The organism is Phyllobacterium sp. GQ127 (assembly GCF_059758635.1).
Genome location: NZ_JCAXDZ010000001.1, coordinates 754,109 through 776,551 on the forward strand (window position 1 = coordinate 754,109; position 22,443 = coordinate 776,551).

General features: G+C 50.6%; 17 protein-coding genes. 10 read left to right on the forward strand and 7 right to left on the reverse strand.

The features are described from left to right. Nucleotides 1-161: 161 nt before the first annotated feature. From AC6CHM_RS03895 to AC6CHM_RS03910, 4 genes are all read right to left on the reverse strand, one after another. The gene (locus AC6CHM_RS03895) at nt 162-920 is read right to left on the reverse strand and encodes an ABC transporter permease (RefSeq protein WP_354344493.1); all 759 of its coding nucleotides are present in this window, start codon (nt 918-920) and stop codon (nt 162-164) included. Nucleotides 921-1,012: 92 nt separating this feature from the next. After that, entirely contained in the window at nt 1,013-1,726 is a 714-nt protein-coding gene (locus AC6CHM_RS03900; protein ID WP_354344494.1) for an ABC transporter permease, read from the reverse strand. Between the two features lie 117 nt (nt 1,727-1,843). After that, nucleotides 1,844-2,626: a transporter substrate-binding domain-containing protein gene (locus tag AC6CHM_RS03905; RefSeq protein ID WP_370878825.1), complete on the reverse strand. Its 783-nt coding sequence runs from the start codon at nt 2,624-2,626 to the stop codon at nt 1,844-1,846. Nucleotides 2,627-2,678: 52 nt separating this feature from the next. After that, nucleotides 2,679-3,497: an ATP-binding cassette domain-containing protein gene (locus AC6CHM_RS03910; RefSeq protein WP_115052954.1), complete on the reverse strand. Its 819-nt coding sequence runs from the start codon at nt 3,495-3,497 to the stop codon at nt 2,679-2,681. Nucleotides 3,498-3,667: 170 nt separating this feature from the next. On the opposite strand from AC6CHM_RS03910, the gene AC6CHM_RS03915 reads away from it, so the two are divergent. Genes AC6CHM_RS03915 through AC6CHM_RS03930 form a run of 4 tightly spaced genes read left to right on the forward strand, consistent with a single transcriptional unit; the run spans nt 3,668 to nt 7,963 of the window. Further along, a complete protein-coding gene (locus AC6CHM_RS03915) occupies nt 3,668-4,540 on the forward strand; it encodes a dimethylarginine dimethylaminohydrolase family protein (RefSeq protein WP_307285351.1) in 873 nt (290 codons plus the stop codon). Continuing rightward, nucleotides 4,537-5,193: a TetR/AcrR family transcriptional regulator gene (locus AC6CHM_RS03920; protein ID WP_115052952.1), complete on the forward strand. Its 657-nt coding sequence runs from the start codon at nt 4,537-4,539 to the stop codon at nt 5,191-5,193. Before AC6CHM_RS03915 ends, AC6CHM_RS03920 begins: the two co-directional genes overlap by 4 nt. Continuing rightward, nucleotides 5,193-6,380, forward strand: a complete 1,188-nt coding sequence (locus AC6CHM_RS03925; protein ID WP_307286555.1) for a pyridoxal phosphate-dependent aminotransferase — start codon at nt 5,193-5,195, stop codon at nt 6,378-6,380. Before AC6CHM_RS03920 ends, AC6CHM_RS03925 begins: the two co-directional genes overlap by 1 nt. Beyond that, nucleotides 6,377-7,963, forward strand: coding sequence for a 5-guanidino-2-oxopentanoate decarboxylase (locus AC6CHM_RS03930; RefSeq protein ID WP_337354698.1), 1,587 nt, complete (start codon nt 6,377-6,379; stop codon nt 7,961-7,963). The genes AC6CHM_RS03925 and AC6CHM_RS03930 overlap by 4 nt, the downstream gene beginning before the upstream one ends. Before the next feature lie 28 nt (nt 7,964-7,991). Here the strand turns inward: AC6CHM_RS03930 and AC6CHM_RS03935 are convergent, their stop codons facing one another. Further along, a complete protein-coding gene (locus AC6CHM_RS03935) occupies nt 7,992-9,416 on the reverse strand; it encodes an aldehyde dehydrogenase family protein (protein WP_337354697.1) in 1,425 nt (474 codons plus the stop codon). Nucleotides 9,417-9,693: 277 nt separating this feature from the next. Between AC6CHM_RS03935 and AC6CHM_RS03940 the strand changes: the two genes are divergently transcribed. Further along, a complete protein-coding gene (locus AC6CHM_RS03940) occupies nt 9,694-10,695 on the forward strand; it encodes a glycine betaine ABC transporter substrate-binding protein (RefSeq protein ID WP_115052948.1) in 1,002 nt (333 codons plus the stop codon). A 56-nt stretch (nt 10,696-10,751) separates the two neighbouring features. On the opposite strand, the gene AC6CHM_RS03945 is transcribed toward AC6CHM_RS03940, so the two are convergent. Beyond that, the gene (locus tag AC6CHM_RS03945; protein ID WP_354343822.1) at nt 10,752-12,794 is read right to left on the reverse strand and encodes an oxidoreductase; all 2,043 of its coding nucleotides are present in this window, start codon (nt 12,792-12,794) and stop codon (nt 10,752-10,754) included. Between the two features lie 49 nt (nt 12,795-12,843). On the opposite strand from AC6CHM_RS03945, the gene AC6CHM_RS03950 reads away from it, so the two are divergent. The 5 genes from AC6CHM_RS03950 to AC6CHM_RS03970 all read left to right on the forward strand — a co-directional run bounded on the left by AC6CHM_RS03950 (nt 12,844) and on the right by AC6CHM_RS03970 (nt 19,736). Further along, a complete protein-coding gene (locus AC6CHM_RS03950; RefSeq protein ID WP_498172058.1) occupies nt 12,844-13,875 on the forward strand; it encodes an ABC transporter permease in 1,032 nt (343 codons plus the stop codon). 32 nt (nt 13,876-13,907) lie between these two features. Then, nucleotides 13,908-14,654, forward strand: coding sequence for an ABC transporter ATP-binding protein (locus tag AC6CHM_RS03955; RefSeq protein ID WP_115053288.1), 747 nt, complete (start codon nt 13,908-13,910; stop codon nt 14,652-14,654). Nucleotides 14,655-14,701: 47 nt separating this feature from the next. Continuing rightward, nucleotides 14,702-17,278, forward strand: a complete 2,577-nt coding sequence (locus tag AC6CHM_RS03960; protein ID WP_498172060.1) for a glycosyltransferase — start codon at nt 14,702-14,704, stop codon at nt 17,276-17,278. A gap of 86 nt (nt 17,279-17,364) precedes the next feature. Further along, nucleotides 17,365-18,564: a methyltransferase domain-containing protein gene (locus AC6CHM_RS03965; RefSeq protein WP_498172062.1), complete on the forward strand. Its 1,200-nt coding sequence runs from the start codon at nt 17,365-17,367 to the stop codon at nt 18,562-18,564. 230 nt (nt 18,565-18,794) lie between these two features. Next, nucleotides 18,795-19,736: a class I SAM-dependent methyltransferase gene (locus AC6CHM_RS03970; protein WP_498172063.1), complete on the forward strand. Its 942-nt coding sequence runs from the start codon at nt 18,795-18,797 to the stop codon at nt 19,734-19,736. Here AC6CHM_RS03970 and AC6CHM_RS03975 read toward each other — a convergent pair. After that, nucleotides 19,733-22,000 carry a rhamnosyltransferase WsaF family glycosyltransferase gene (locus AC6CHM_RS03975; protein ID WP_498172065.1) on the reverse strand — a complete coding sequence of 756 codons (2,268 nt, stop codon included), beginning with the start codon at nt 21,998-22,000 and terminating at the stop codon, nt 19,733-19,735. The two genes, AC6CHM_RS03970 and AC6CHM_RS03975, sit on opposite strands and share 4 nt — an antisense overlap. Between the last annotated feature and the right edge of the window lie 443 nt (nt 22,001-22,443).

Here is a 22,443-nt window from a genome sequence, read left to right on the forward strand (position 1 = left end):
GGCGATGCATACCGGGCGGAGCGCCCGCGAATGATACAATCCCATTTTCTCGTCTTTGCGAGGCGTTCCCTTATGCTCACACTATGCGCATTTGCCCACGACAACACACCAAACACTTGCGACATAAGTCCCGCCATTTGCGTCAAACATCAGTATATTCGTCAGCCAAGGCGAGAGGGAACAAGCCGTTCCAAACGCCTGAACAGGAAGACAATTATTCCGGTTATGATCAGGTAGCCCGCCGCAAGCAAAAGCAGCGGTTCATAGGTGATGAACGTATCCTGGCGAATCCGCGACGCCACCGAATAAAGGTCCACGACGGTAATCGTTGCTACAAGAGGCGTGGATTTCAGCTGCAACACCGCCTCGCCCGCAAGTGTTGGCAGAGCACGATGAATAGCTTGTGGAAGCCAGATGCGCCTTAATATCGTGAATCGGCGCATTCCAAACGCCCGTGCAGCTTCCAATTGTCCCTTGGGCACACCGGCAAAAGCACCGCGCATGACCTCACCTTCATAGCCCGCATAAGACAGCGTAAGGGCAAGCACCGCATAGGGCCATGCCTGCCTCAAATACGGCCAAAGCTCTGATCCGCGTATCCAGGGATATTGAGGGAAAAGTGACCCCAATCCGTAGTAAAGGAGCCAAAGCTGCAGGAGAAGCGGCGTTCCGCGAATGACCGTGCAAAACCAGCGTGCTGGAACAGCGAGAATGGCAGGCCCTGCAGCTTGCGCGAGACCCAGCGGAACCGCCAGCAGAAAGCCGAGAAACACTGTGACGCATAATATCCAGATGGTGCGCCATAATCCTTGGAGAATAAGTCCGCCATAATTGGGCAACCAATCCCAGCGCAGAAAGAATATCGCGGATGCCACGAGCGCCAGACCGATCAATATCAGAACAATCCGGTGCGGCTGCATCCACTCACGCGGTCGATCGGGGTCCGCATCCTTATGAATGGGAAAGGTCTCAAGGGGGATTTCAATTTTCGTATCAACAGTCAGGTTGGACATTACCCTGCCTCCCTGACCGACGGCATACCACGCCGCGCCCATTTCTCAATTCGCCCAACTATGAGATTGGAGAAAAGCGTGGTGAGCAGATAGAGCACCCCCGCAGCCATAAAGAACAGGAAATATGCTTTGGTCGTTCCTGCGGCTTGCCGGGTTTCCAGCGTCAATTCACTAAAACCGACAACGGCAAGTAACGCCGTATCCTTGGTGGCTATCAGCCAGAGATTGGCCAGGCCTGGCAAAGCATAAGGCAGCATTGAGGGAAGCGTTATGCGGCGCATCATCAATATTGGAGACATGCCATAGGCGCGAGCTGCTTCTATCTCCCCATAAGGAATCGCCTTTATGGCACCGCGCAACACTTCGGTAGCATAGGCACCCTGCACGAAACCAAGCACGACTATGCCGGCCACCAAGCCGCTAATATCAATACGTTGATATCCGGCCATCTCAAGAATGCGATTGATAAGGTCGGTACCCGCATAATAGAGCAGCAGGATCAATACGAGTTCCGGCACTGCCCGGACGATGGTTGTGTAAATCCCGGCCAGATCCCGAACCAAGGGCGATCCATAAAGCTTCCCATATGCACCCAGAGTGCCGATTATCAGCCCCATACCAAATGCTCCCAATGCGATCTGCAGTGAGTGCATAAGCCCGCGGAGCAGATTACCACCCCAGCCGGGTGGGCTGGGAGAAAGCAATGTCAGCATCTGCGATAGTGTTTCAGGAATAATCGACACGTCGGCCAAGCCGTCCTCGATTCAGCGCTGTCAGCGCAGTTCTGCAAGATAATCCGGGCGGGTCATACCCGCCCGGCCAAAGGCATATCAGCCACCATACATATCGAAGTTGAAATACTTCTTTGAGATTTCGTCATATTTGCCATTAGCGCGAATGCCTTTGATCGCGGCATTCATTTTTTCCTTGAGTGCCGTATCGCCCTTACGCAAACCAACACCGACGCCAGGTCCCAACACTTCGAGATCGTCGGCAACCTTGCCTTTGATTTCACAGCACGCTTTTCCGGCATCCGTTGCCGCAAAGGTTTCCAGTGCCAGCGCATCTGCCTGTGTCGCATCAATACGACCGGCCGCAAGATCCTGATTGGCCTCGTCCTGTGTCTGATATTCCTTGATCTCAGCTGCCGTGCCAGCGAAATGCTTCTTCACGTAGACCTGGTGTACTGTCGAAACCTGCACACCGATAATCCTGTCTTTCAACCCTTCCGGCGTAGGCTCCATCTTGATGTCTTTTGAGCCCAGGATAACAGTCGGCGTGTTGTAATATTTATCCGAGAAATCGATTGTCTTTTCGCGTTCAGCCGTGATCGACATTGAAGCGGTGATAATGTCGATCTTCTTGGTCGTCAGAGCCGGAATAATGCCATCCCACGAGACCGGAGTAATAACACAATCCAGTTTCGCTTCTTCACAAAGCGCCATGGCAATGTCGACCTCCCAGCCCTGCCATTTGCCCGATGCGTCCGGCGAGGCGAATGGCGGATATGGCTCTGCCGCAATGCCAACCTTGATTGTTTCAGCATTTGCCACGCCCAATCCGGCCAGAATAACAAAGGCCGCAACTGTTGATTTCAATAGTGTCTTCATCATTATCTCCACTCTTGCTGTTCCCCGGGATTATTCCCCGTATTATTGATTCAGTTTATGAGACAGTTCGGATAAACTGTTTTAAACGTTCTGATTTTGGTGATCCGAACAAATCTTCCGGTGGTCCCTCTTCCTCGACAATGCCGTTGTGCAGGTACATGACATGGCTTGCCACTTCGCGCGCAAACTTCATCTCGTGCGTAACGAGAAGCATTGTCCGGCCTTCCTTGGCCAGATCCGCAATCACTTTCAGGACTTCGCCGACAAGTTCGGGATCAAGCGCTGAGGTTGGTTCGTCAAACAACATGACACGCGGCTGAATAGCCAACGCACGGGCAATAGCGCCGCGTTGCTGCTGGCCGCCGGACAGATAAGCAGGATAAACATCACGTTTGGCAGACAGCCCAACACGCTCAAGAAGTTGTTCGCCCACGGCAATCGCTTCATCGCGTTTCACGCCAAGCACATGCACTGGCACTTCGATGACGTTCTGCAACAGTGTCATATGCTGCCAGAGGTTGAAGTTTTGAAAGACCATTCCCAGACGGCTACGAATACGCTCGATCTGGCGGCGATTGGCAGGATATTGCCCACCCACCCCGTCGCTGACCATTTCAATGTCTTCGCCATTGATGCGTATAACGCCGCTTGTGGGGTTTTCGAGAAAATTGATGCAGCGCAGAAAGGTGGATTTGCCGGAACCGCTACCACCGATCAGTGCAACGACATCGCCATCTCTGGCAGTCATGGAAACGCCCTTGAGTACCTCAAGCGAACCAAAGCGCTTATGTAAATTCCACACATGAATGGCTTCAGCCTGCTCAGCTGACTGCGGTTGGAGCGGGTCCGTTAAAACCGCATCGCTCACCGTCATGCGGGAGCTCCAGTCTGTCTTGGTCGTGCAGAATCACTCATGACAATCTCAATCCGCCTCTTTTGTCAGCACAGGTCTAATTTGCCTGAATTAACCGCATCACACCACTTGCGCTCTAATTATGCAAGCGTATAAATACGGGAAGTTGCAATTTTTTGAGAGCATCCGGCATGAGCGCATTCGGTTCCCAATCCATGGCCCTTCCCTTGAAACGCGTCATCATGCGTCTGCCCGATCGCGTTATGGCCGGTGCCGAGCGCGATGTCTGGCACTATGGACCTCAGTTTGATCCACGCAAGGCGTCTGAGCAGCACAGTGTGTTTGCAGATCTGGTCGCAAAATCAGGTGCCGATATTACCTGGATTCGTGACGGCAATGACGGGCTTTCAGACTCCATCTTCACCCACGATCCATCGCTCGTAACCGACAAGGGTGCTGTTCTCTTGCGCATGGGTAAAAGTCTGCGGCTAGATGAAACCGATCTTCACGAGGAAACCTATCGCGAGATGAATGTGCCGGTCCTTGGCCGTATTGAAGCGCCGGGCACCGTCGAAGGTGGTGATTGCGTGTGGGTGGATAGCAAAACGCTTGCAGTCGGCCGTGGCGTTCGCACCAATCAGTCGGGTATTGATCAGCTTCGTGCAATTCTTGAGCCGCTAGGCATTGCTGTTCTGGGCTTTGACTTGCCACTTTGGCAGGGCGAGGAAGCCTGCTTGCATCTCATGTCGATCATTTCACCGCTCGCGGAAGATTTGGCGTTGGTCCATTTGCCTCTTTTGCCAGCCGCATTCTACCAGCTCCTGAAAGAGCGCGGCATTCGTCTCGTTGTAGCACCGGAAGAAGAGTTTGCGGCAAGCAATGGTCTTAATCTCAATGTCCTCCCCACTGCTCCTTACGAAGTGATAGCGGTGGCCGGATTTGAGAAGACCAAGGCCGCAATGGAAGCTGCCGGTTGCACCGTTACGACATTCGACGCGGATGCACTGTGCATCGCCTGTGAAGGCGGCCCTACTTGCCTCACCCGCCCTGTCTGGCGTCAATGAAAACACAGAGCGCCACACGCAAGAGCTTTCGCCGCGAGGGTGAAGACAAACGCCGCGAGGACCTTATCGCGGCAACGCTCGAATGTGTGGCGGAACGTGGACTTGCCGGTGCGACGGTGCGTGAAATTGCATTGCGTGCTGATGTTACTCCGGGGCTGATCCGTTATTATTTTCCGGTCAAAGATGATTTGATCGGCGCGGCGTACAGGGCGGTGATGAGTCGCATGACTGTGCAGGCTAGCGATGCGCTGAAGAACGCGGACTCGGACCCCCGCGCCCGTCTTAGTGCATTCGTGACCGCCAATCTGGGCACGCCAATTATGGACCCCCATAATCTGTCGCTCTGGGCCGGCTTTATCGGTCTCGTTCACGCAGATCCCGCAATGGCAGCTGCACACCGTGACGGCTATTTGGGGTTTCGCGATGAGCTGGAAGCGCTTATTCGTGACGCCTTGCTTGCCACCTCCAAGCCTGCCGACGGCTCGATAACAAGGCGATATGCTATAGCTATCAACGCCATCATCGACGGGTTATGGCTTGAAGGATGTTTGGCCGGCGATATTTTTGCCGACGGGGAGTTGGCGGAAACCGGCATTGCCGCTATCGAGGCGGTTCTTGGAATTTCACTTAGCACCAAAGGAGGCGCGATATGATGCGCTTTGCGTCTGTTACTGATCGTCTGGCCGGATTAGGCTCAGATAAATGGGCCGTGCATATGCGTGCGCGTGAGATGAAACACGCCGGTGCCAAGATCATCGAATTGACCATTGGTGAACCTGATATTCCTACTCCAACCGACATGATGGACGTGGCCGAAAGCGCGATGCGTTCGGGCCGCACCGGCTATTCGAATGGCCGCGGCGAGCCTGCGGTCCTTGCTGAACTGTCAAAAAAATATACCGCCCGCACTGGTCGGCAGATTAATCCGGATAATATCATGTGCTTTCCCGGCACACAGACAGCGCTCTCGCTGGTCATGCTGGGACTGGCTGAAGAAGGCGACGAGATTATCACCGGTGATCCCCTTTATGCGACTTATGACGGCGTGGTGCGCGCCACCGGCGCCACTCGTGTTTCAGTGCCGCTTCGTCCGGAAAAAGGTTTTCGCATGCAGGCGTCTGATCTTGAAAAGGTGATTACGCCAAACGCCAAAGTCCTCTTGCTCAATACGCCGCATAATCCAACTGGAGCTGTATTAAGCGAGAAGGAAGTTGCAGAAATTGGTGAAGTCTGCCGCAAGCACAATCTCTGGATCGTCTCCGACGAGGTGTACGAGCTGCTGATTTTCGACGGCAAATTCGCCTCTCCCTTGGATAGACCAGAGCTGGCAGACCGGACAGTTGCCGTCGCATCGATCTCCAAATCGCATGCGGCCCCCGGCTTCCGCAGTGGATGGTGTGTTGGACCAAAAGAGTTTACGCAAAAGCTATTGCCCTTGTCGGAATCGATCCTTTTTGGCGTTCAGCCATTCATCGCGGACATGACAGCCTATGCGCTCAGCCAACCGGCAGCTGCTGCCGCAATCATGAAGGCAAACTTTTTGCACCGCGCGCAAATGATTTCCGAGCGTCTCGATGGGGTAGCAGGAATCTCCGCCAAACCACCACAAGCTGGCATGTTCATTCTGGTCGACATCCGGGCAACAGGCCTTTCAGGGCAAGATTTTGCCATGCGCTTGCTGGAAGAAGAGCTTGTTGCTGTCATGCCGGGTGAATCCTTTGGCGAAAACCTTTCCGGCTATCTTCGCCTCAGCCTTAGCGTTGCTGAAGACAAGATTGACGCTGCTTGCGCCGGTATTGTCCGCCTCGCTTCCCGCTTGCAACAACGGAAATCCGCATGACCACTGTCGGTGAAGCTCTGGTTCAACTGCTCGAATCTTATGATGTCGACACGGTTTTCGGCATTCCTGGCGTCCATACGATAGAACTCTACCGTGGGCTTGCCGGATCCAAAATACGCCATATTACACCGCGCCACGAGCAAGGTGCTGGCTTTATGGCCGATGGTTACGCGCGGGCTACGGGCAAACCGGGCGTTGCATTTGTAATCACCGGCCCTGGTATCACCAACACGATCACGGCGATGGGACAGGCACGGGCGGACTCCATTCCGATGCTGGTCATTTCCGGGGTAAATCAGCGCGATTCGCTCGGCAAGGGCATGGGTTTTCTGCATGAACTGCCCAATCAACGCGCCATGTTGCAAACCGTCGCCATGTTCTCGCATCGCATTGAACAGCCGGACGAGCTTCCGATTGTTCTGGCAAGGGCTTTTGCCTTGTTCGCATCCCGACGGCCCGGCCCTGTTCACATCGAAATTCCGCTCGATATCATGGCCCTTCCGCTGGAAAATGCGTCACGCCTGCTCTCCGATGCTCCAATTCCACAGGCATCTACTGAGACAATGGTGGAATTAACCCGCCTGTGTCTCAATGCACGGCGTCCGGTACTCCTCATAGGCGGCGGCGCGAAAGCAGCTGCGGACGGTCTGGTAGAACTTTCCGAAAAGCTCGATGCACCGGTCGTCGCCACGACCAATGCACGCGGCATCATGCATGATCACCCTTTGCTTATCCCTGCCAGCCCCAGCCTTAAGGCAGTGCGGGAGCTTATCGCCGACAGTGACCTTGTGATTGCCATCGGCACAGAAATGGGTCCGACCGATTATGACATGTATGGCGACGGTGGCTTTCCCGAACTGACGCGCTTTGTCCGTATCGATATTGATGCGAGCCAGCTCGATCGCTGGCCGGCATTTCTGCCAATAGAAGCCTCAGCCAAGGAAACGGTCGAGAAATTGGCTGGCGCATTGCCGGAACGTCGCAATGCTCAATCCGGTGAAGATCGCGCACGCAAGGCCCGCGAGAGTGCATGGGCTGACATTGATACCCGCACACAAGGCCAAGTGCGGTTTTTGAATACACTGCGCGATACGTTGCCCAATTCATTGATCGTGGGTGATTCCACCCAGACCATCTATTCCGGCAATATGTATTACGACCACGACCGCGTAGGCGGCTGGTTCAATGCAGCTACAGGCTTTGGCGCGCTTGGCTTCGGTCCTCCCGCAGCAATTGGTGCGGCATTAGGCAAGCCGGACACCACGACGATTTGTATTGTCGGCGATGGCGGGTTTCAGTTTGTTCTCGGCGAACTTGGCGCTGCAATTGACGAACAAGTCCCCGTTATCTTCATCGTCTGGAACAATCAGGGCTATCAAGAAATCGAACGCGCAATGGTTGAGGTCAATATCAATCCGGTTGGTGTCCGCCCCTCGGCTCCAGATTATATCAAGATCGCTGAAGCCTATGGTCTGCCTTCAAAGCGGCTCAGCAATATCAATGAGCTGCCTTCCGCTCTTTTAGCGGCAAAAGAGAGCGAAAAGCCCTATCTCATTGAAATAGATGAAAAACTGGTTGGCTGAGGATGTCCTACCAGCCAACCCGATTTGCCTATGGCCTATGGATTGTTTTGACTTCCAGAAAATCCTCAAGCCCGAATTTTCCACCCTCGCGCCCGTTACCGGATTGCTTGTAGCCACCAAACGGGCTGCCATAGCGATGGGGGCCACCATTGATATGCACCATTCCCGCCTTGAGGCGTGACGCAACCCGTTCCGCCCGCTTTGCATCTCCCGTCTGCACATAGGCCGCAAGGCCATAGGGCGTGTCATTGGCAATTGCGATAGCTTCTTCTTCCGTGTCGAACGGGATTAGTGCCAGAACCGGACCGAACACTTCTTCCTTGGCGATGCGCATGTCATTATTCACGTCGGCAAAAATGGTTGGTTGCACGAAATAGCCGGTCTCATATCCTTTCGGCTTGCCAGCGCCGCCAACCAATACACGAGCGCCTTCTGCAATACCGGCCTCGATCAGACTTTGGACGCGGCCATACTGAACATTGCTGACAAGTGGGCCGATATGGTCGCCCTCCTCTTCCGGATTGCCAACGCGTGCTTGCTTTCCGGTTTCTTCCGCAATTTTCACAACCTTGTCATAGACCGAGCGCTGCACGAGCATACGCGTCGGCGCATCACATGATTGACCGCTATTGTTGAAGCACTCAAACACGCTACTGGAAACCCGGTCTTCAAGGTCTGCATCCTCAAATACAATATTGGGAGATTTGCCCCCCAGTTCCAGCGTGACACGCTTTACGGTATCTGCCGCATCCTTGCTGACGGCGATGCCAGCGCGCGTGGAACCGGTGAATGACATCATGTCGACGTCCTTGTGCTTTGAAAGCGCAGCACCGACTGAAGGCCCATCACCATTGATGAGATTAAAAGTTCCGGCCGGAAATCCTGCCTCATGCACCATTTCCGCATAGAGCATCGCATTAAGCGGCGTGAACTCACTTGGTTTCAATACGCAGGTGCTGCCTGTCGCCAGAGCTGGAATGACCTTCAATGCAATTTGATTCACCGGCCAGTTCCATGGCGTAATCAGCCCGCAAACGCCGATTGGCTCACGTACCAGCAGGTCGCCATTGGGCAAATCCTCTCGCATATGAATGCTTTTGAGGGCATCTATAAAGCCCTGAAGATGTCCCACACCAACATCGGCCTGCTGCTGCGTGCTCATTGTAATCGGAGCGCCCAGTTCCAGCGTGATCGTCCGTGCCATCTCATCATAACGACGTCGGTAAACTGCCAGCAGTTTTTCGAGTAACGCCAGCCGCTCCTCTACCGACGTCCGGCTGTAACTTTCAAAGGCTTTCTTTGCCGCTGCGACTGCACGATTAACATCCGCCGCAGTCCCCATTGAAATAACGGCAATCGGCTTTTCCGTTGCCGGATTAAGCACTTCCAGATCATTTGGTTGCAGCGGATCGACCCATTCACCATTGATATAGAATTTGCGTTTGTCGAGCATAGATCATCCTCCTGCTAACCGAACTTTCCCCATTCTGACCATCAATCAGACGATGGCAAGGCCCGCTGTGGCTGAATATATTTGATGTCGCAGACAATATACGACTTGCCGCATCCAAGCTTCTTGGCTGTGTGTTGCGGTACTATCCTCGCCCTATGGTTCATTCCTGCATCGAGCACGTGCAATCACAACCGGGCGCTGCTCACAGCATCCGGTCAATGGCGAATGCCCATAACTTCCAAGCCAGAATTCAAATAAAAAATGAAGGGGTACTTTGATGAAATCACTCTTATTGAGCAGCGTTATGGGATTGGCGTTACTCGGCGCGGTCAGCAACGCATCCGCTGCGGAATGCGGCGATGTCACCATTGCCAGCATGAACTGGCAGTCGGCGGAGGTTCTCGCTAATCTCGACAAGATCATCCTCAATGCTGGCTATGGCTGCAACGCAGACGTTGTGCAAGGCGACACTATTCCGACCCTCACCTCAATGACGGAAAAGGGACAGCCGGACATTGCGCCCGAAGGTTGGATCGATTTCATGCGCGATATCATGGACAAGGCCGTAGCTGACGGCAAACTTGTCTATGCTTCCAAGTCGCTATCGGATGGCGGCGTGCAGGGTTGGTGGATTCCAAAATATTTGGCTGACGCTCATCCCGATATTAAAACAATCGATGATGCGCTTAAGCATCCGGAACTTTTCCCCGCTCCCGAAGACAAGACAAAAGGCGCGGTATTCAACGGACCTCCCGGCTGGGGCGGTACTGTGGCAACCGCCCAGTTCTTCAAGGCCTATGATGCCGAAAAGAAAGGCTTCACGCTCGTGGACACAGGATCGGCCGCCGGTCTTGATGGCTCACTGGCTAAGGCATATGAACGCAAGGAAGGTTGGGTCGGATATTACTGGGAACCGACAGCCCTTCTTGGCAAATATGCGATGGTCAAACTGGATCATGGCGTGAAATTTGATGCTGCCGAATGGAAGCGCTGCAACACGGTTGCCGATTGTCCTGACCCGAAGAAAAATGATTGGGAAATCGCCGAGGTCGACACAGTCGTTACCAAGAAGTTCAGCGAAAATGCCGGCCCCATCATGGATTATTTGAAAGCCCGCTCCTGGGACAACAAAACGGTCAACGAACTGCTCGCCTGGATGACAGACAATCAGGCGACAGGCGAAGATGGTGCAAAGCACTTCCTGAAGAACAATGAAGCGATCTGGACCAAATGGGTCAGCGCTGAAGTGGCCGAAAAGGTAAAAGCTGAAATCAACTAACCCAGAAAATAGGGGGCAGCGGCTTGGTCGCTGCCCTCCATTCTAGGGTCCGGACCCTAAAAGCGTGTTGCGTAACGCAGGCCGTCATAGATCGCCGCATGAATGTTGCGGGCATGAACGGCATCGCCAATGCGCAAAAGATCGAATTGCCCCTCCGAACGAACCGGGAAAATCGCTCCGCCATTGACCAGCCTGTCATAATCGACCGCACCACCATTGCGCGAAAGCGGCTTCAATTCGCGGTAGAGATCGTCGATGGGCAATGTGCCATGCTCGACAACCACCTGGTCGACCGTTCTTTCTTCCCGATAGTCTGGTGCGTAATCAGAGCCCAATATGGCGATGAGTTGATTGCCAAGGCGCTTAACCGACAACAGCCGAGTATTGATCGTCACGCGCACGCCTTGCTGTTGAAACACGCGCATATAGGGCACGTGATTCATGCCTCCCATCTCTGGCGCGAAAAAGCGCTCAGGACTAACCAGCTCCAGCTTTGAACCACCTTGCGCGATGACTTCAGCCGCACTCATACCTTGGTGCCCGCCATTATCGTCGTAGAGCAGGACATTTTCACCGGGTTTCACGGATCCAGCCAAAATATCCCAGCTCGACGTAACCAGATCGTCCCCGGCAGCAAGTGGCGGGTTCTGTGGCAGTCCACCCGTTGCGATAACGACAATATCCGGATCAAGAGATATAATATCATTAGCCTCAGCCCATATATTGTATTGCAGCGGAACACCGAGGCGCTCAAGCTCGGCAAGACGCCAATCAACAATGCCGATCATTTCCTTACGGCGGGGGTTTTTTGAAGCCAACATCACTTGGCCGCCCGCTTTATCAGCAGCCTCGAGTATTTCGACCCTGTGGCCAGCCTCAGCTGCAACGCGTGCCACTTCAAGTCCTGCGGGACCTGCTCCTACGACAACCACCGACTTGCTTTGGCTGGCTTTGGAAATCACATGCGGCATTGAAATCTCGCGGCCTGTTGCAGCATTGTGAATACACAGCGCCTCTCCGCCCTCATAAATTCGGTCAAGGCAATAGGTTGCTCCAACGCAGGGCCTTATACGATGTTCTTCGCCTGCCATTATTTTACGCACGATATGCGGGTCAGCGATATGAGCACGTGTCATCCCCACCATATCCAGCTTACCCTCGGCAACCGCATGTCTGGCAGTGGCAACATCGGCAATTCTGGCCGCATGAAACACAGGAAACTTTGTCGCCTCGCGAACATCTCCGGCAAAATCGAGATGCGGGGAAGAGCGCATGCCCTGAATGGGAATCACTTCATTCAGCGCCGCATCCGTATCGATATGACCACGAATAATATTCAGAAAATCAAACTTTCCCGATGCTGCGATACGCCGGGCAATCTCCATACCTTCCTGTTTTGAAAGCCCCTGCTCCCAATCTTCATCCGCAACCATGCGAATGCCGACGATGAAATCCGGTCCGACAGCTTTGCGTACAGCATCGATCACCAACCATGTAAAACGCAGACGATTATCCAGCGAACCGCCATATTCGTCTCCTCGTTTATTCGTGGCGGGCGACCAGAAACCATCCATAAGATGGCCATATGCCTCGAACTCAATGCCATCCAATCCGGCTGCCTGCATGCGCTGCGCCGCAGAAGCATAATCCATGATGATCCGTTCAATATCCCAGTCCTCGGCCTCTTTGGGAAAAGCGCGGTGGGCTGGCTCGCGTATGGGTGATGCTGATATGACGGGCAGCCAATCGGCCTTGTTCCAGCTGGTGCGGCGGCCAAGATGTGTAAGCTGTATCATCACGGCAGCACCGTGCTCATGACAATCATCTGTCAATTCGCGCAACCACGGCACGATCTCATCGTTATAGGCGTGCAGATTACCGAAAGCAGGCGGCGATTCCCGCGACACGACAGCCGAACCAGCGGTCATCGTCAGCGCAATGCCGCCCTTTGCCTTTTCCGTATGATAAAGCCTGTACCGCTGCTTCGGCATGCCATCTTCTGAATAGGCAGGCTCATGACTGGTCGACATGATGCGGTTTTTAAGCCGCAAATGTTTCAGCTGATAGGGTTGCAAAAGCGGATCATCATGTGACGGCAATGGACCAGTCCCCTTTTATTTGGGTTCATCCTAATCCAGCAATCGGCCTATGAGTTTCTTGCCCGCGACCTCTTTTGACACGCATCCGCCGCGGCACCAACACTTTGACACCCGCGAAGCAGCACAAAATGTGGAGGCTTCAGGGCCACACTCCAAGTGGGAACAGTTGCCACGAGTATTTAGAAATTTAATCTCCTCATGGAATTGCCGTGATTTTCGGTATATAGCCAGCGCCACTACCCTCGCTTTAAATGACAGAAAGACGCGCTTCCATATGACTATAGCGAATTCGCAGAAGATAACGGCCTGGGAAGACATAACCAGCGCCGTCGGCAATTTTCGGCTTGCAGCACTATTAGGTTGGCAGGATGTCGCTCAACGTTATCGACGATCAAGTGTGGGCGCCTTTTGGCTAACCATCAATATGGGCGTGTTAATCGCAGCTCTTGGCCTGGTTTTCGGCACAATCTTCCGGTCCCCGATGTCGGAGTTTCTGCCCTTCATCTGCGTGGGCCTGATTATGTGGGGATACTATTCTCAGCTCATCAACGAAGGCTGTGTCAGTTTCATATCAAACTCCGACACGATGTTGCAGTTGCCCCTGCCGTTCTTCACATATATTCTCAGAACCTGGTGGCGAAACTCCATAATCCTCTTCCACAATATCATAATTCTTCCGGTCATCCTTTTAATATTCGGAAAATTCTTTGGATGGGAAGCGCTTCTAGTGATTCCAGGATTCGCACTCGTTTCGATAAATCTGCTCTGGATGATGGTAATCCTGTCAATAGTCTGCACCCGTTATCGCGACCTGACGCAAATCATACAAAACATCATGCAAGTGGGAATGTATGTTACCCCCATCATGTGGCAACCGCATCAACTGCCTGCCGATAAATCGCTACTCATTTTGGACTTCAATCCCTTCTATCACCTCATCAGCGTCATACGTGAGCCGTTGCTCGGAAGTACCGGTAGCGCATTAAACTGGGGCGTTGTGTCCGCCATGGCTGTCATAGGTTGGGCAGTTGCGATGTTATTCCTGAACCGGTTTCGCTCACGCGTGACGTACTGGCTCTAATCAGAACTATGAATGAAATTGTGAAGGTAAACATGACTTCCATGTCTCTTGAAGATGTTACTGTAGATTTCCCTATTTATAACGCCAGAAGCAGATCGCTTAAGAACCAGGTTATGAGCCTGGCAACCGGGGGGACAATCGGCTCGAACTCGGAAGGACATGTTGTCATTCGAGGCTTGGATTCGATAAATATAAGCCTCAAAGAAGGCGATCGGCTTGGACTTATCGGCCACAACGGCTCAGGAAAAACCACACTTTTGCGGGTGATGAGCGGTGTATATTACCCTTCGGGTGGCCGCATATCTATCAACGGCAAATGCACGTCTTTAATTAATATTTCGCTGGGTATCGATCCTGAGGCAACTGGCAGGGAAAATATCGGCATACGCGGGGCGCTTCTTGGCTTCTCAAAAAAACAAATGGCCGAGAAGCAAAATGAGATCGAAGAGTTTTCCGAATTGGGAAGCTTTCTGGATATGCCCGTCAGGACATACTCGACAGGTATGCAATTGCGGCTAGCGTTCTCGATTTCTACAGTCATCAAGCCCGAAATATTGATCATGGACGAGTGGCTCGCTGCAGGAGACGAGAGTTTTCAAAACAAGGCAAACGAGCGGTTGCGGGGACTCGTCAACGAGACGAAAATTCTTATCATTGCTAGTCACTCTCGGGAACTTCTCCTTAAAAATTGCACCCGGATTGTTTGGTTGGAACACGGAAAGATAAAGATGGATGGGGATTCACAAACTGTTGCAGACGCTTACTTTGGCCATCAGTGATTGGAGCGCACCAATAGTCCATTTGTTCGCGCATTACCGGTAATGGGATGAATTCTTTGCAAGGAATTTCCTGGCACATTCGACGCGCAACAAATGTGCTGCATTTTGCCGGCAGAAAACTGTTAGAATCTGTTCGCATCTTTGGCATACGAAAAACCTTGTTGAGGATTTTCGGGTTCGCAATAAATGGCACATTATGGTCCCTAATTGCAAAAAGACGGGCGTCGCTTTTGTCCTCGGCTACCGATGAAAGCAAAGCCGCCCTGTCAACGTTTTATCCTGTGTCGGAAGGCCCCAGCGCATCTGAATTCATGACTCGGCGCGTTTTAATAGTTGCGGAAATGTCCATTCCCCAATGCAAAAAATATCGGGTGGACCAAAAAACCGAATTGTTTGCCGAACTTGATATTGAAACCAAGATTGTCAATTGGACGGACTTCGACAAAGTCCGAAACCTTCTTCAGAGCTACCCGATAGTAATATTTTATAGAGTGCCTGCGGTGCCGGATGTCATCTTACTGGCGAACGAGTGTAAGCGCCTCGGGATACGAACATTTTGGGAAGTTGATGACTTAATCTTCGATCCGGAAGGCTATTCGTCCAATACGAATTTACAGCGTTTAGATTCTCACATCCGAAACAGCCTGTTGGACGGGATGAAGCTATATCGCGAGGCGCTACTTCTCTGCGATGAAGGAATAGGATCGACGAAAGTCATTGCCCAAGTGATGACCGAAACTACGGGCAGACCGGCATACGTTATCGAAAACGCGTTGGATGCTGACACCATAAGAATAGCAGAAAATATCCGCGACAAGGTTACAAAACGGGTGCCCTTCGAAGACGGGGTAACCATCGTCTATGGTTCCGGCACAAAAACTCATGATGTCGACTTTTTGTGTGCCAGTGAAGCTATTTATAACGTTCTTGCGAAGCGTGCCAACGTCAAGCTCCGCATCATCGGCGAGTTGAACATCGAATCCAGATTTGGCAGGTTTGCCCATAGGATCGAGCGAATCCCGTTCACTACCTTCGAAGGCTATTTAGAGAGTATCGCCAGTGCAGATATTTCAATTGCCCCGTTAGAAAAAAGCGTTTTCAACGACGCGAAAAGCAACATTAAGTTTCTTGAGGCGTCGATTGTGGGGCTTCCGACTGTATGCTCACCCGCCGAGGCCTTCTCTTCTGTTATCGTCGACTGTGAAACTGGCCTTCTAGCCTCAAGTCCAACTGAATGGGAACAAGCCCTGCTCTCGCTCGTGGATGATCCTGTAAGAGCTTCTCAGATTGGTGAAAATGCCTATCGCATGGTCCGCCAAATATACGCGCCGGAAAACATCGCAAACCGGCAATTGGCCTCACTTGTATCGACCTTTGCCAGTCCCAATCCAAATGTTACAAGAATACTTCTTGCGAATATTTACTTCTCTCCTCAATCGTATGGAGGAGCGACCATAGTTGTTGAGGAGATTGCGCAACGTTTCGCAGCTAACAAAAATGTTGAAGTTTACATATTCACATCTTGGTCAAATACCAGTGCAGGCGACTACGACCTAGTGCGATATAGCGCCAAGGGAGCCACAGTTTTTGCCGCAAAGGTGCCAATAGTCCGAAGCCGTCTTATGGATATCAAGGACTATATAATGGGCCAGGTTTTCAAAGAGGTCCTGAGATCTATCAAACCTGACATCGTACAACTGCATTCAATCCAAACTCTGGGCGTTGAGTTGGCAACCGCTTGTAATGATTTTGATATCCCATACACGGTTACCCTTCACGATGCATGGTGGCTTTGTGAGCGGCAGTTCATGGTGACCGGTGACAACAAGTTCTGTAATCAACAATGGATTGATCCCCAAATCTGCTCCAGCTGCGTTCAGGACAGCCAATTTAACAGAGATCGCAGCGCAATTGTCTTGGAGTGTCTCCACCGAGCGGATGGGATAATCTCGCCAAGCGCTTATTTCAAAGAACTTCACATCCAAAATGGATTTGAGCCCGAGCGAATTTCGGTAAATAAAAACGGAATAAAAAAACCACTTCAAACTTATAAGCGCCACCCATCTGACCGCATTAGATTTGGCTACGTCGGGGGAGCTACTCCGATTAAAGGTTATGAATTGGTTCGAAAGGCTTTTTCGGACTTACCACCATGCAACGTTGAGCTGGTGCTTGTAGACAATACCCTTAATCAAGGCCGTAGCACGGTGGATTTAGAAGGACTAAACGCTTCGAATCCGGTGCGTGTAGTTCCGGCCTACACCCAAGAAACAATCGATGAGTTCTTTTCCCAAATAGACGTTCTTCTATTTCCGTCACAATGGAAAGAAAGCTTCGGACTAACCGTTCGAGAAGCACTGATACGCGATGTCTGGGTGATTGTAACTGAAGCCGGGGGAGCAACTGAAGACATAGTTCCTGGAGAAAATGGCGACATTATCCCCATTTCAAATAACAGTATCCATTTGAAAAACGCCATGGAAAACGTCATTCAGAAGCGAGAATTTCTCAAAACCTATTCCAATCCCTATAAGGATAATATTCAAAGTTTCGACAACCAGGCTGCTGAGTTGTTTGGGTATCTCGAAAACGTTATAGCGCGCCACAAGATGAAAGTTGCTTGAGCCAGCAAATCTACAGTTTCTCTCTACGCTTGATGCGTTGAGAGGTGCCGGCAGGCAACCAAAAACTAAAAATAGGGGACTTCGCCATGCCTAAGAGCAATAACTTAAGTGACGCTGAACAAACTGTCGAAGAAATTATCGAGCTTCCGTTCGATGGCGAGCGATATATACCCGGCATGGGCGGACGAATCGCGGCGGAGCACTTAGCCCGCTACGCATTTGCGACCCAATTTATACGCGGGAAAGCAGTGTTGGACATTGCATCTGGCGAAGGATATGGCACCGCCATTATGGCCGAGAAGGCAAAAAACATCATTGGCATGGACGTTGCCGCCAACGCGATTGCCTATGCGAAACGCAAATACGCGAAAATTCGCAATGTTCAATTTGAAGTTGGCGATCTTGCGCATTTGCCTTTCGATACAGACACATTTGACGTAATCGTCTGCTTTGAAACAGTAGAACATGTCGATGACCCGCTTGCCGCAATCAATGAATTGCAGCGAGTGCTGAAGAGCAACGGCTTGTTGATAATATCCACTCCAAATAAGGAGAATTATAGCGATCGCTTCAACTATGATAATCCATATCATCTGAAAGAATTAGCATTTTCCGAATTCCAGAACGCGCTAAACAATACGTTTAAGCACACCAAATTGTTTGGCCAATTTTCGGGAGCATCCTCGCACGTCGTTGAAATCGACAGCCATGGAGAATGGAAAATGCCAAACAACGACTTTAAGATGACTTATGCAGACGTCCCGAAATGGACGGAAAGATTTGACGGCGTCACCGCTACTCCAATGTACTTTCTAGCAGTTTGCTCGAATACAACCATCGATTCTAACGTTGAGAATTACGGATTTTTTGATGCAAGCGACTGGCAGGTAATTGATGAGGAGTTCCTTCTCCGCAAAACTCAAAATGATTTAGACACATGTGCTAACGATCTAAAAGCGCGCAATTCGCAGCTTGAAACAACTACCCAAGATCTCCACAATCATAAGATGGAAGTCAACTCACTACGGTCCTCTCTGGAAACAACACATAATGAAAAGCAGAGGATCTCAAGTACACTTAAAGCAGCCAGATTGGAAAATGAGGTCAATGCAGCCCGCATTAGTAGTCTATCCCAAGCGGTTGATGATTTGAGAGAGCAACTTCAAAACATTCACTCCAGTACGACATGGCGGCTGGCAACTCGCTTTAACCACATCATCACTAAAAGTCCATTTTTGAAGACAGTAGCAAAGATGCTGGCAAGGTTAGTCGTTCCTCCTAAGTAATTTACAATTTTACCTCCCGGTGTGTGGTTAAGAATTATTGTTAGACAGCTAGGAAAGTGGCGTCTGAAAGAGTTCAAACGATTACAAAAGTCTATCTCCTCCCGACGACCGAGTACCTGCATAAACGGCGTACGAAGCGCAAAACTCGGATCCGGTAGCGATGGATTGCCGTATGGATGGGTATAGGGTACTAGTCGCCAATTGATCTTTTAGATATCAGCGGAGATTGCATGCGGGCGTTACGTAGACTGAAAGCTCGAATTTTCCCTAATCTGGTCATTAACCGAGCACCATTGGACGCGGAAATACAACGGCTTCATGATCGCGTTGCGAAGCTGGAACTGGAAAAGTCCACAGTTGAACAACAATACGATGCGCTTAAGAAAACTCCTCCTGCAGTCAATACGTATCATTTTAAAGGATATAATATCCCGATCCGCCTCATGTTGATGACAGGTGGCGGACCTGAAACATTCGATACGATTTCAGACAACCACAATAAATTGCTCCATAAAAAACTTGGTATAGAACCGCAGCACAATATATTAGAGATTGGGTGTGGTATCGGCAGGGACGCGATACCCCTCTCTTATCAAGTAACAGAGGGGTCCTACCTCGGGATAGATATTATTGGGGATTCCATAGAGTGGTGTAAGCACGAGATAGGCGCTCGGAACCCTAACTTCCAGTTTCTACATTTCAACGTGGAAGATAAACTTCACAACGTTGGCGGAGTAACCAAAACCACCGACATTATTTTGCCGATTCCAGACGGATCAATCGATCGGATTTTTCTGTTTTCTGTTTTCACTCACTTGTACCAGTCTGATATCGAACACTATCTTCGCGAGTTTCGTAGAGTGCTTAAGCCGGGCGGAATAGTATTGGCCACTACGTTCATCTATGACAACAACATTCTGAAGAAAGCTAGGGAAACAAATCGCACGGCCTACAATCTAAGGTTTGAACACCAGCTCGATGATGGATGTAGAATAAATGACGTTGACCAACCACTGGGAGCAATCGCTTTCACCCAGGATCGATGGGATAAGATGATAAAAGCGACCGGAATGAAATACGCCCACCCTATTCTCTTCGGCGGATGGTCTGGTTTCTTCGATACCTATGAAGACGGGCAAGATGTTCTTATTTTGGAAGCTGCCGGGTCTTAGTCACACCTCATCACCGATGGCCAGACAGATTCGGCGGAAAAAATGGGCGCTGTTGTTGGTATGTCTTTCACTGGAACACGAATTTGTGTGACATAGCCAATTGAGTTTAAACAGGCTGCCACCGCCGAATCGATTGCATCTGCAATACTCTCCGGAGTGACCTCTTTGAGGCTCGTTAGAAGCGGGCTTCTTTCTGAGATGTCCTTGCATTCATACAGGTTTGATATCGTCCTAACTCCAGCATAGGCCATTTCGAGAGGTGGATAGCTTGGGTGCGGCGAAATCATCAATGACAAGCCAATGGATGCCTTGCTTAAAAGTTCCGCGTAAACTTCCAGTGGCATCTTTCCGGTGATAACTGCGTTATTCAAATACCCAAGCTGATGATTTTCAAATTTCTCACCTATGCAATATATGGTCCACTCTGCTGCTTCGACCGGGTTTCGCCTCGCCCACAAATTTATGCCATCAACACCGGCCTCAAAGCAGTTTCTAACGGCAGAGGGCCTCGAATAAAATAAGATTATTTTCTCTCGCCTTATTTCAGATAAGGCAGCATCAATCTTAGCGTTTACTCGATATGGCACCAGACATCTGTGTGTGTGGTGATAATACTTTGCAAAATAGCGCTCCAATTCCTCAGAGTTGAAGATCGCAAATGTGTCATCATCTCTGCCATAGGTAGAATCAGCCAACGCATATTTAGTTGACCAGCCATAGAATCCCGGCTCAAAGTCTTGAATTAGATAAACCACTCGTGGTGCCTTGCCGAACAAGATTTTTTGCATATCCTGCAATCGATAAGCATTTACTGCAGTCCACCATGCTGTTGCCATGAATACATCGTTTTCAGTAATCTCAAGAGAGTTGTACATACGATCGGTAGCATCAACAATTGTGGACTGTCGGCGTGTTTCTTTGCCAAGATACTGCACTTCATAACCACTGAGGATACTCGGCAACTCGTCATTTTCACTGATGCCTACTTCGCTCACAATCACTCTGAAGTCCGTATCGTCATCGGAGACGTCTGCAATCTGTTTGAACACCTTCAAAGCAGTGTCGATGCCACCAAATATATGAGCAGCTGCTAGCGTTGGAACCAGCAAATTCAGGCGCCGACGCGACTCATATTTTGGCACTGCCGTAATACGCAAAGTCTCAGGTATCGAAACTTGAGTAATCGTCGGGAAATGATAATTGGAAACTATCAATGGTTCAAACGCTGCAATACCCTCAAGAGCCTTATCAGCAGATTCTGGGAATATTGGCGATTTCTTGGTCGAAACGCGGACCCAACTATGGCCGGCCTTCTCAACAAACAGCAGCAGTGTGCGCTCTATTGCGTGGGCGAGAGTTCCATCAACCTGACCGTTTTCTTCGGGAAAATCCGAGTAATCAAGATTCAGATCGAGAAGATTTCTTATTGCTGATGAGCGGCCCCAATACATTGAGCCCGAGGGGAATTCCAGGATATCAAAAGTATCGAGAACCAGGCCGATTCGAGCGACAAGGTCTTTCGCAATAGGAAAGTCATAACCCCAGTTGATCACGTCCTTGATGTACTCAGCATGCTCCGGATAGACAACCCCTACATTCCCTTCGGACAATAGCCGAAGATTAGTGTCCGCGATTTCCTTACTACCTATAAGCGATCCAACCAGATAATCACGCCAGTTTGCGTATGCCCCTGCTGCGTGAAGGGACTGCTTTGAGTGAAGATGTAGAAAGGCAGGATACCTATCGTAGACATCTTTGAAGGCAAGGTATTTAGGAGCGATGTCGCGGCCTCTATTTGGAGCCAAGCGGATCTGTGTTTCGAGGGCTTCGATACCAAGTTGTTGCAGTGTGTTAGTAATCGACGCTCTCTTTTCTTCTGTGTCAGTTGTAATGAACAGGCCAAAAGGAAGAGGTATATTTGATAGGTTCTTGACGATTTCTCCTGTCACTTCAGGGTAGAATATATGAATGATAACGGCAATTTTTTCGAACGCTATTTCAGTGCCAATAGAATTTGGCGTGTAGACAACGGGGTTAACGCGATCCGGCATCGTTCGAGCAATCACGGCTCCTATTTCATTCAAGCTACCAAGCCTCTTCATCTTGGTATCAGCGGAAGAAATTCTTTTGCTGAATACACCTGAAAATGGTGATCGGATGGTTTCGATACGATAGGCCACATATCGAAGAAAATGCGCTAAAAAGCCTCGCACACCTCGCTTGCGATATACACCCTTGGCTCGCAGAAAGTATCTCTTAATCACTTTGTCGACATCCCATAAACCCGATACACCTGGCAGCGCTAGACGAATGCTGTTGTTAAGTAAACAATTTACGTACGGTGTTAGAGCATTTTCTTAAGATGGCGTGGCCAATACATCACCCGTGCGAAAGGTGCGATAATGGACGCTTCATGGCTACATTTACGACAACTGTGGTTTGCCAAGATTAAAAGGTAGAATCTAATTTTCCGAGATAGCTCAGCTTGATTGAGCTGTCGCCAATTGCGCTTCCTTTGGATTTCTCCCATTAGCCCGAGATAGGAGGAATCAGCAGTCATTTATAATGCGCTATATGAGGTTGCAAAAACGCAAGCCGCTCTCAATTCTAAGTTTATTTACACACCGGGATGAACTTTATAGTTGTATTTATTGCAACCTGACATCATAGCTTTCGCAGGATTTATGTGAAAGATCAAAGATGATAA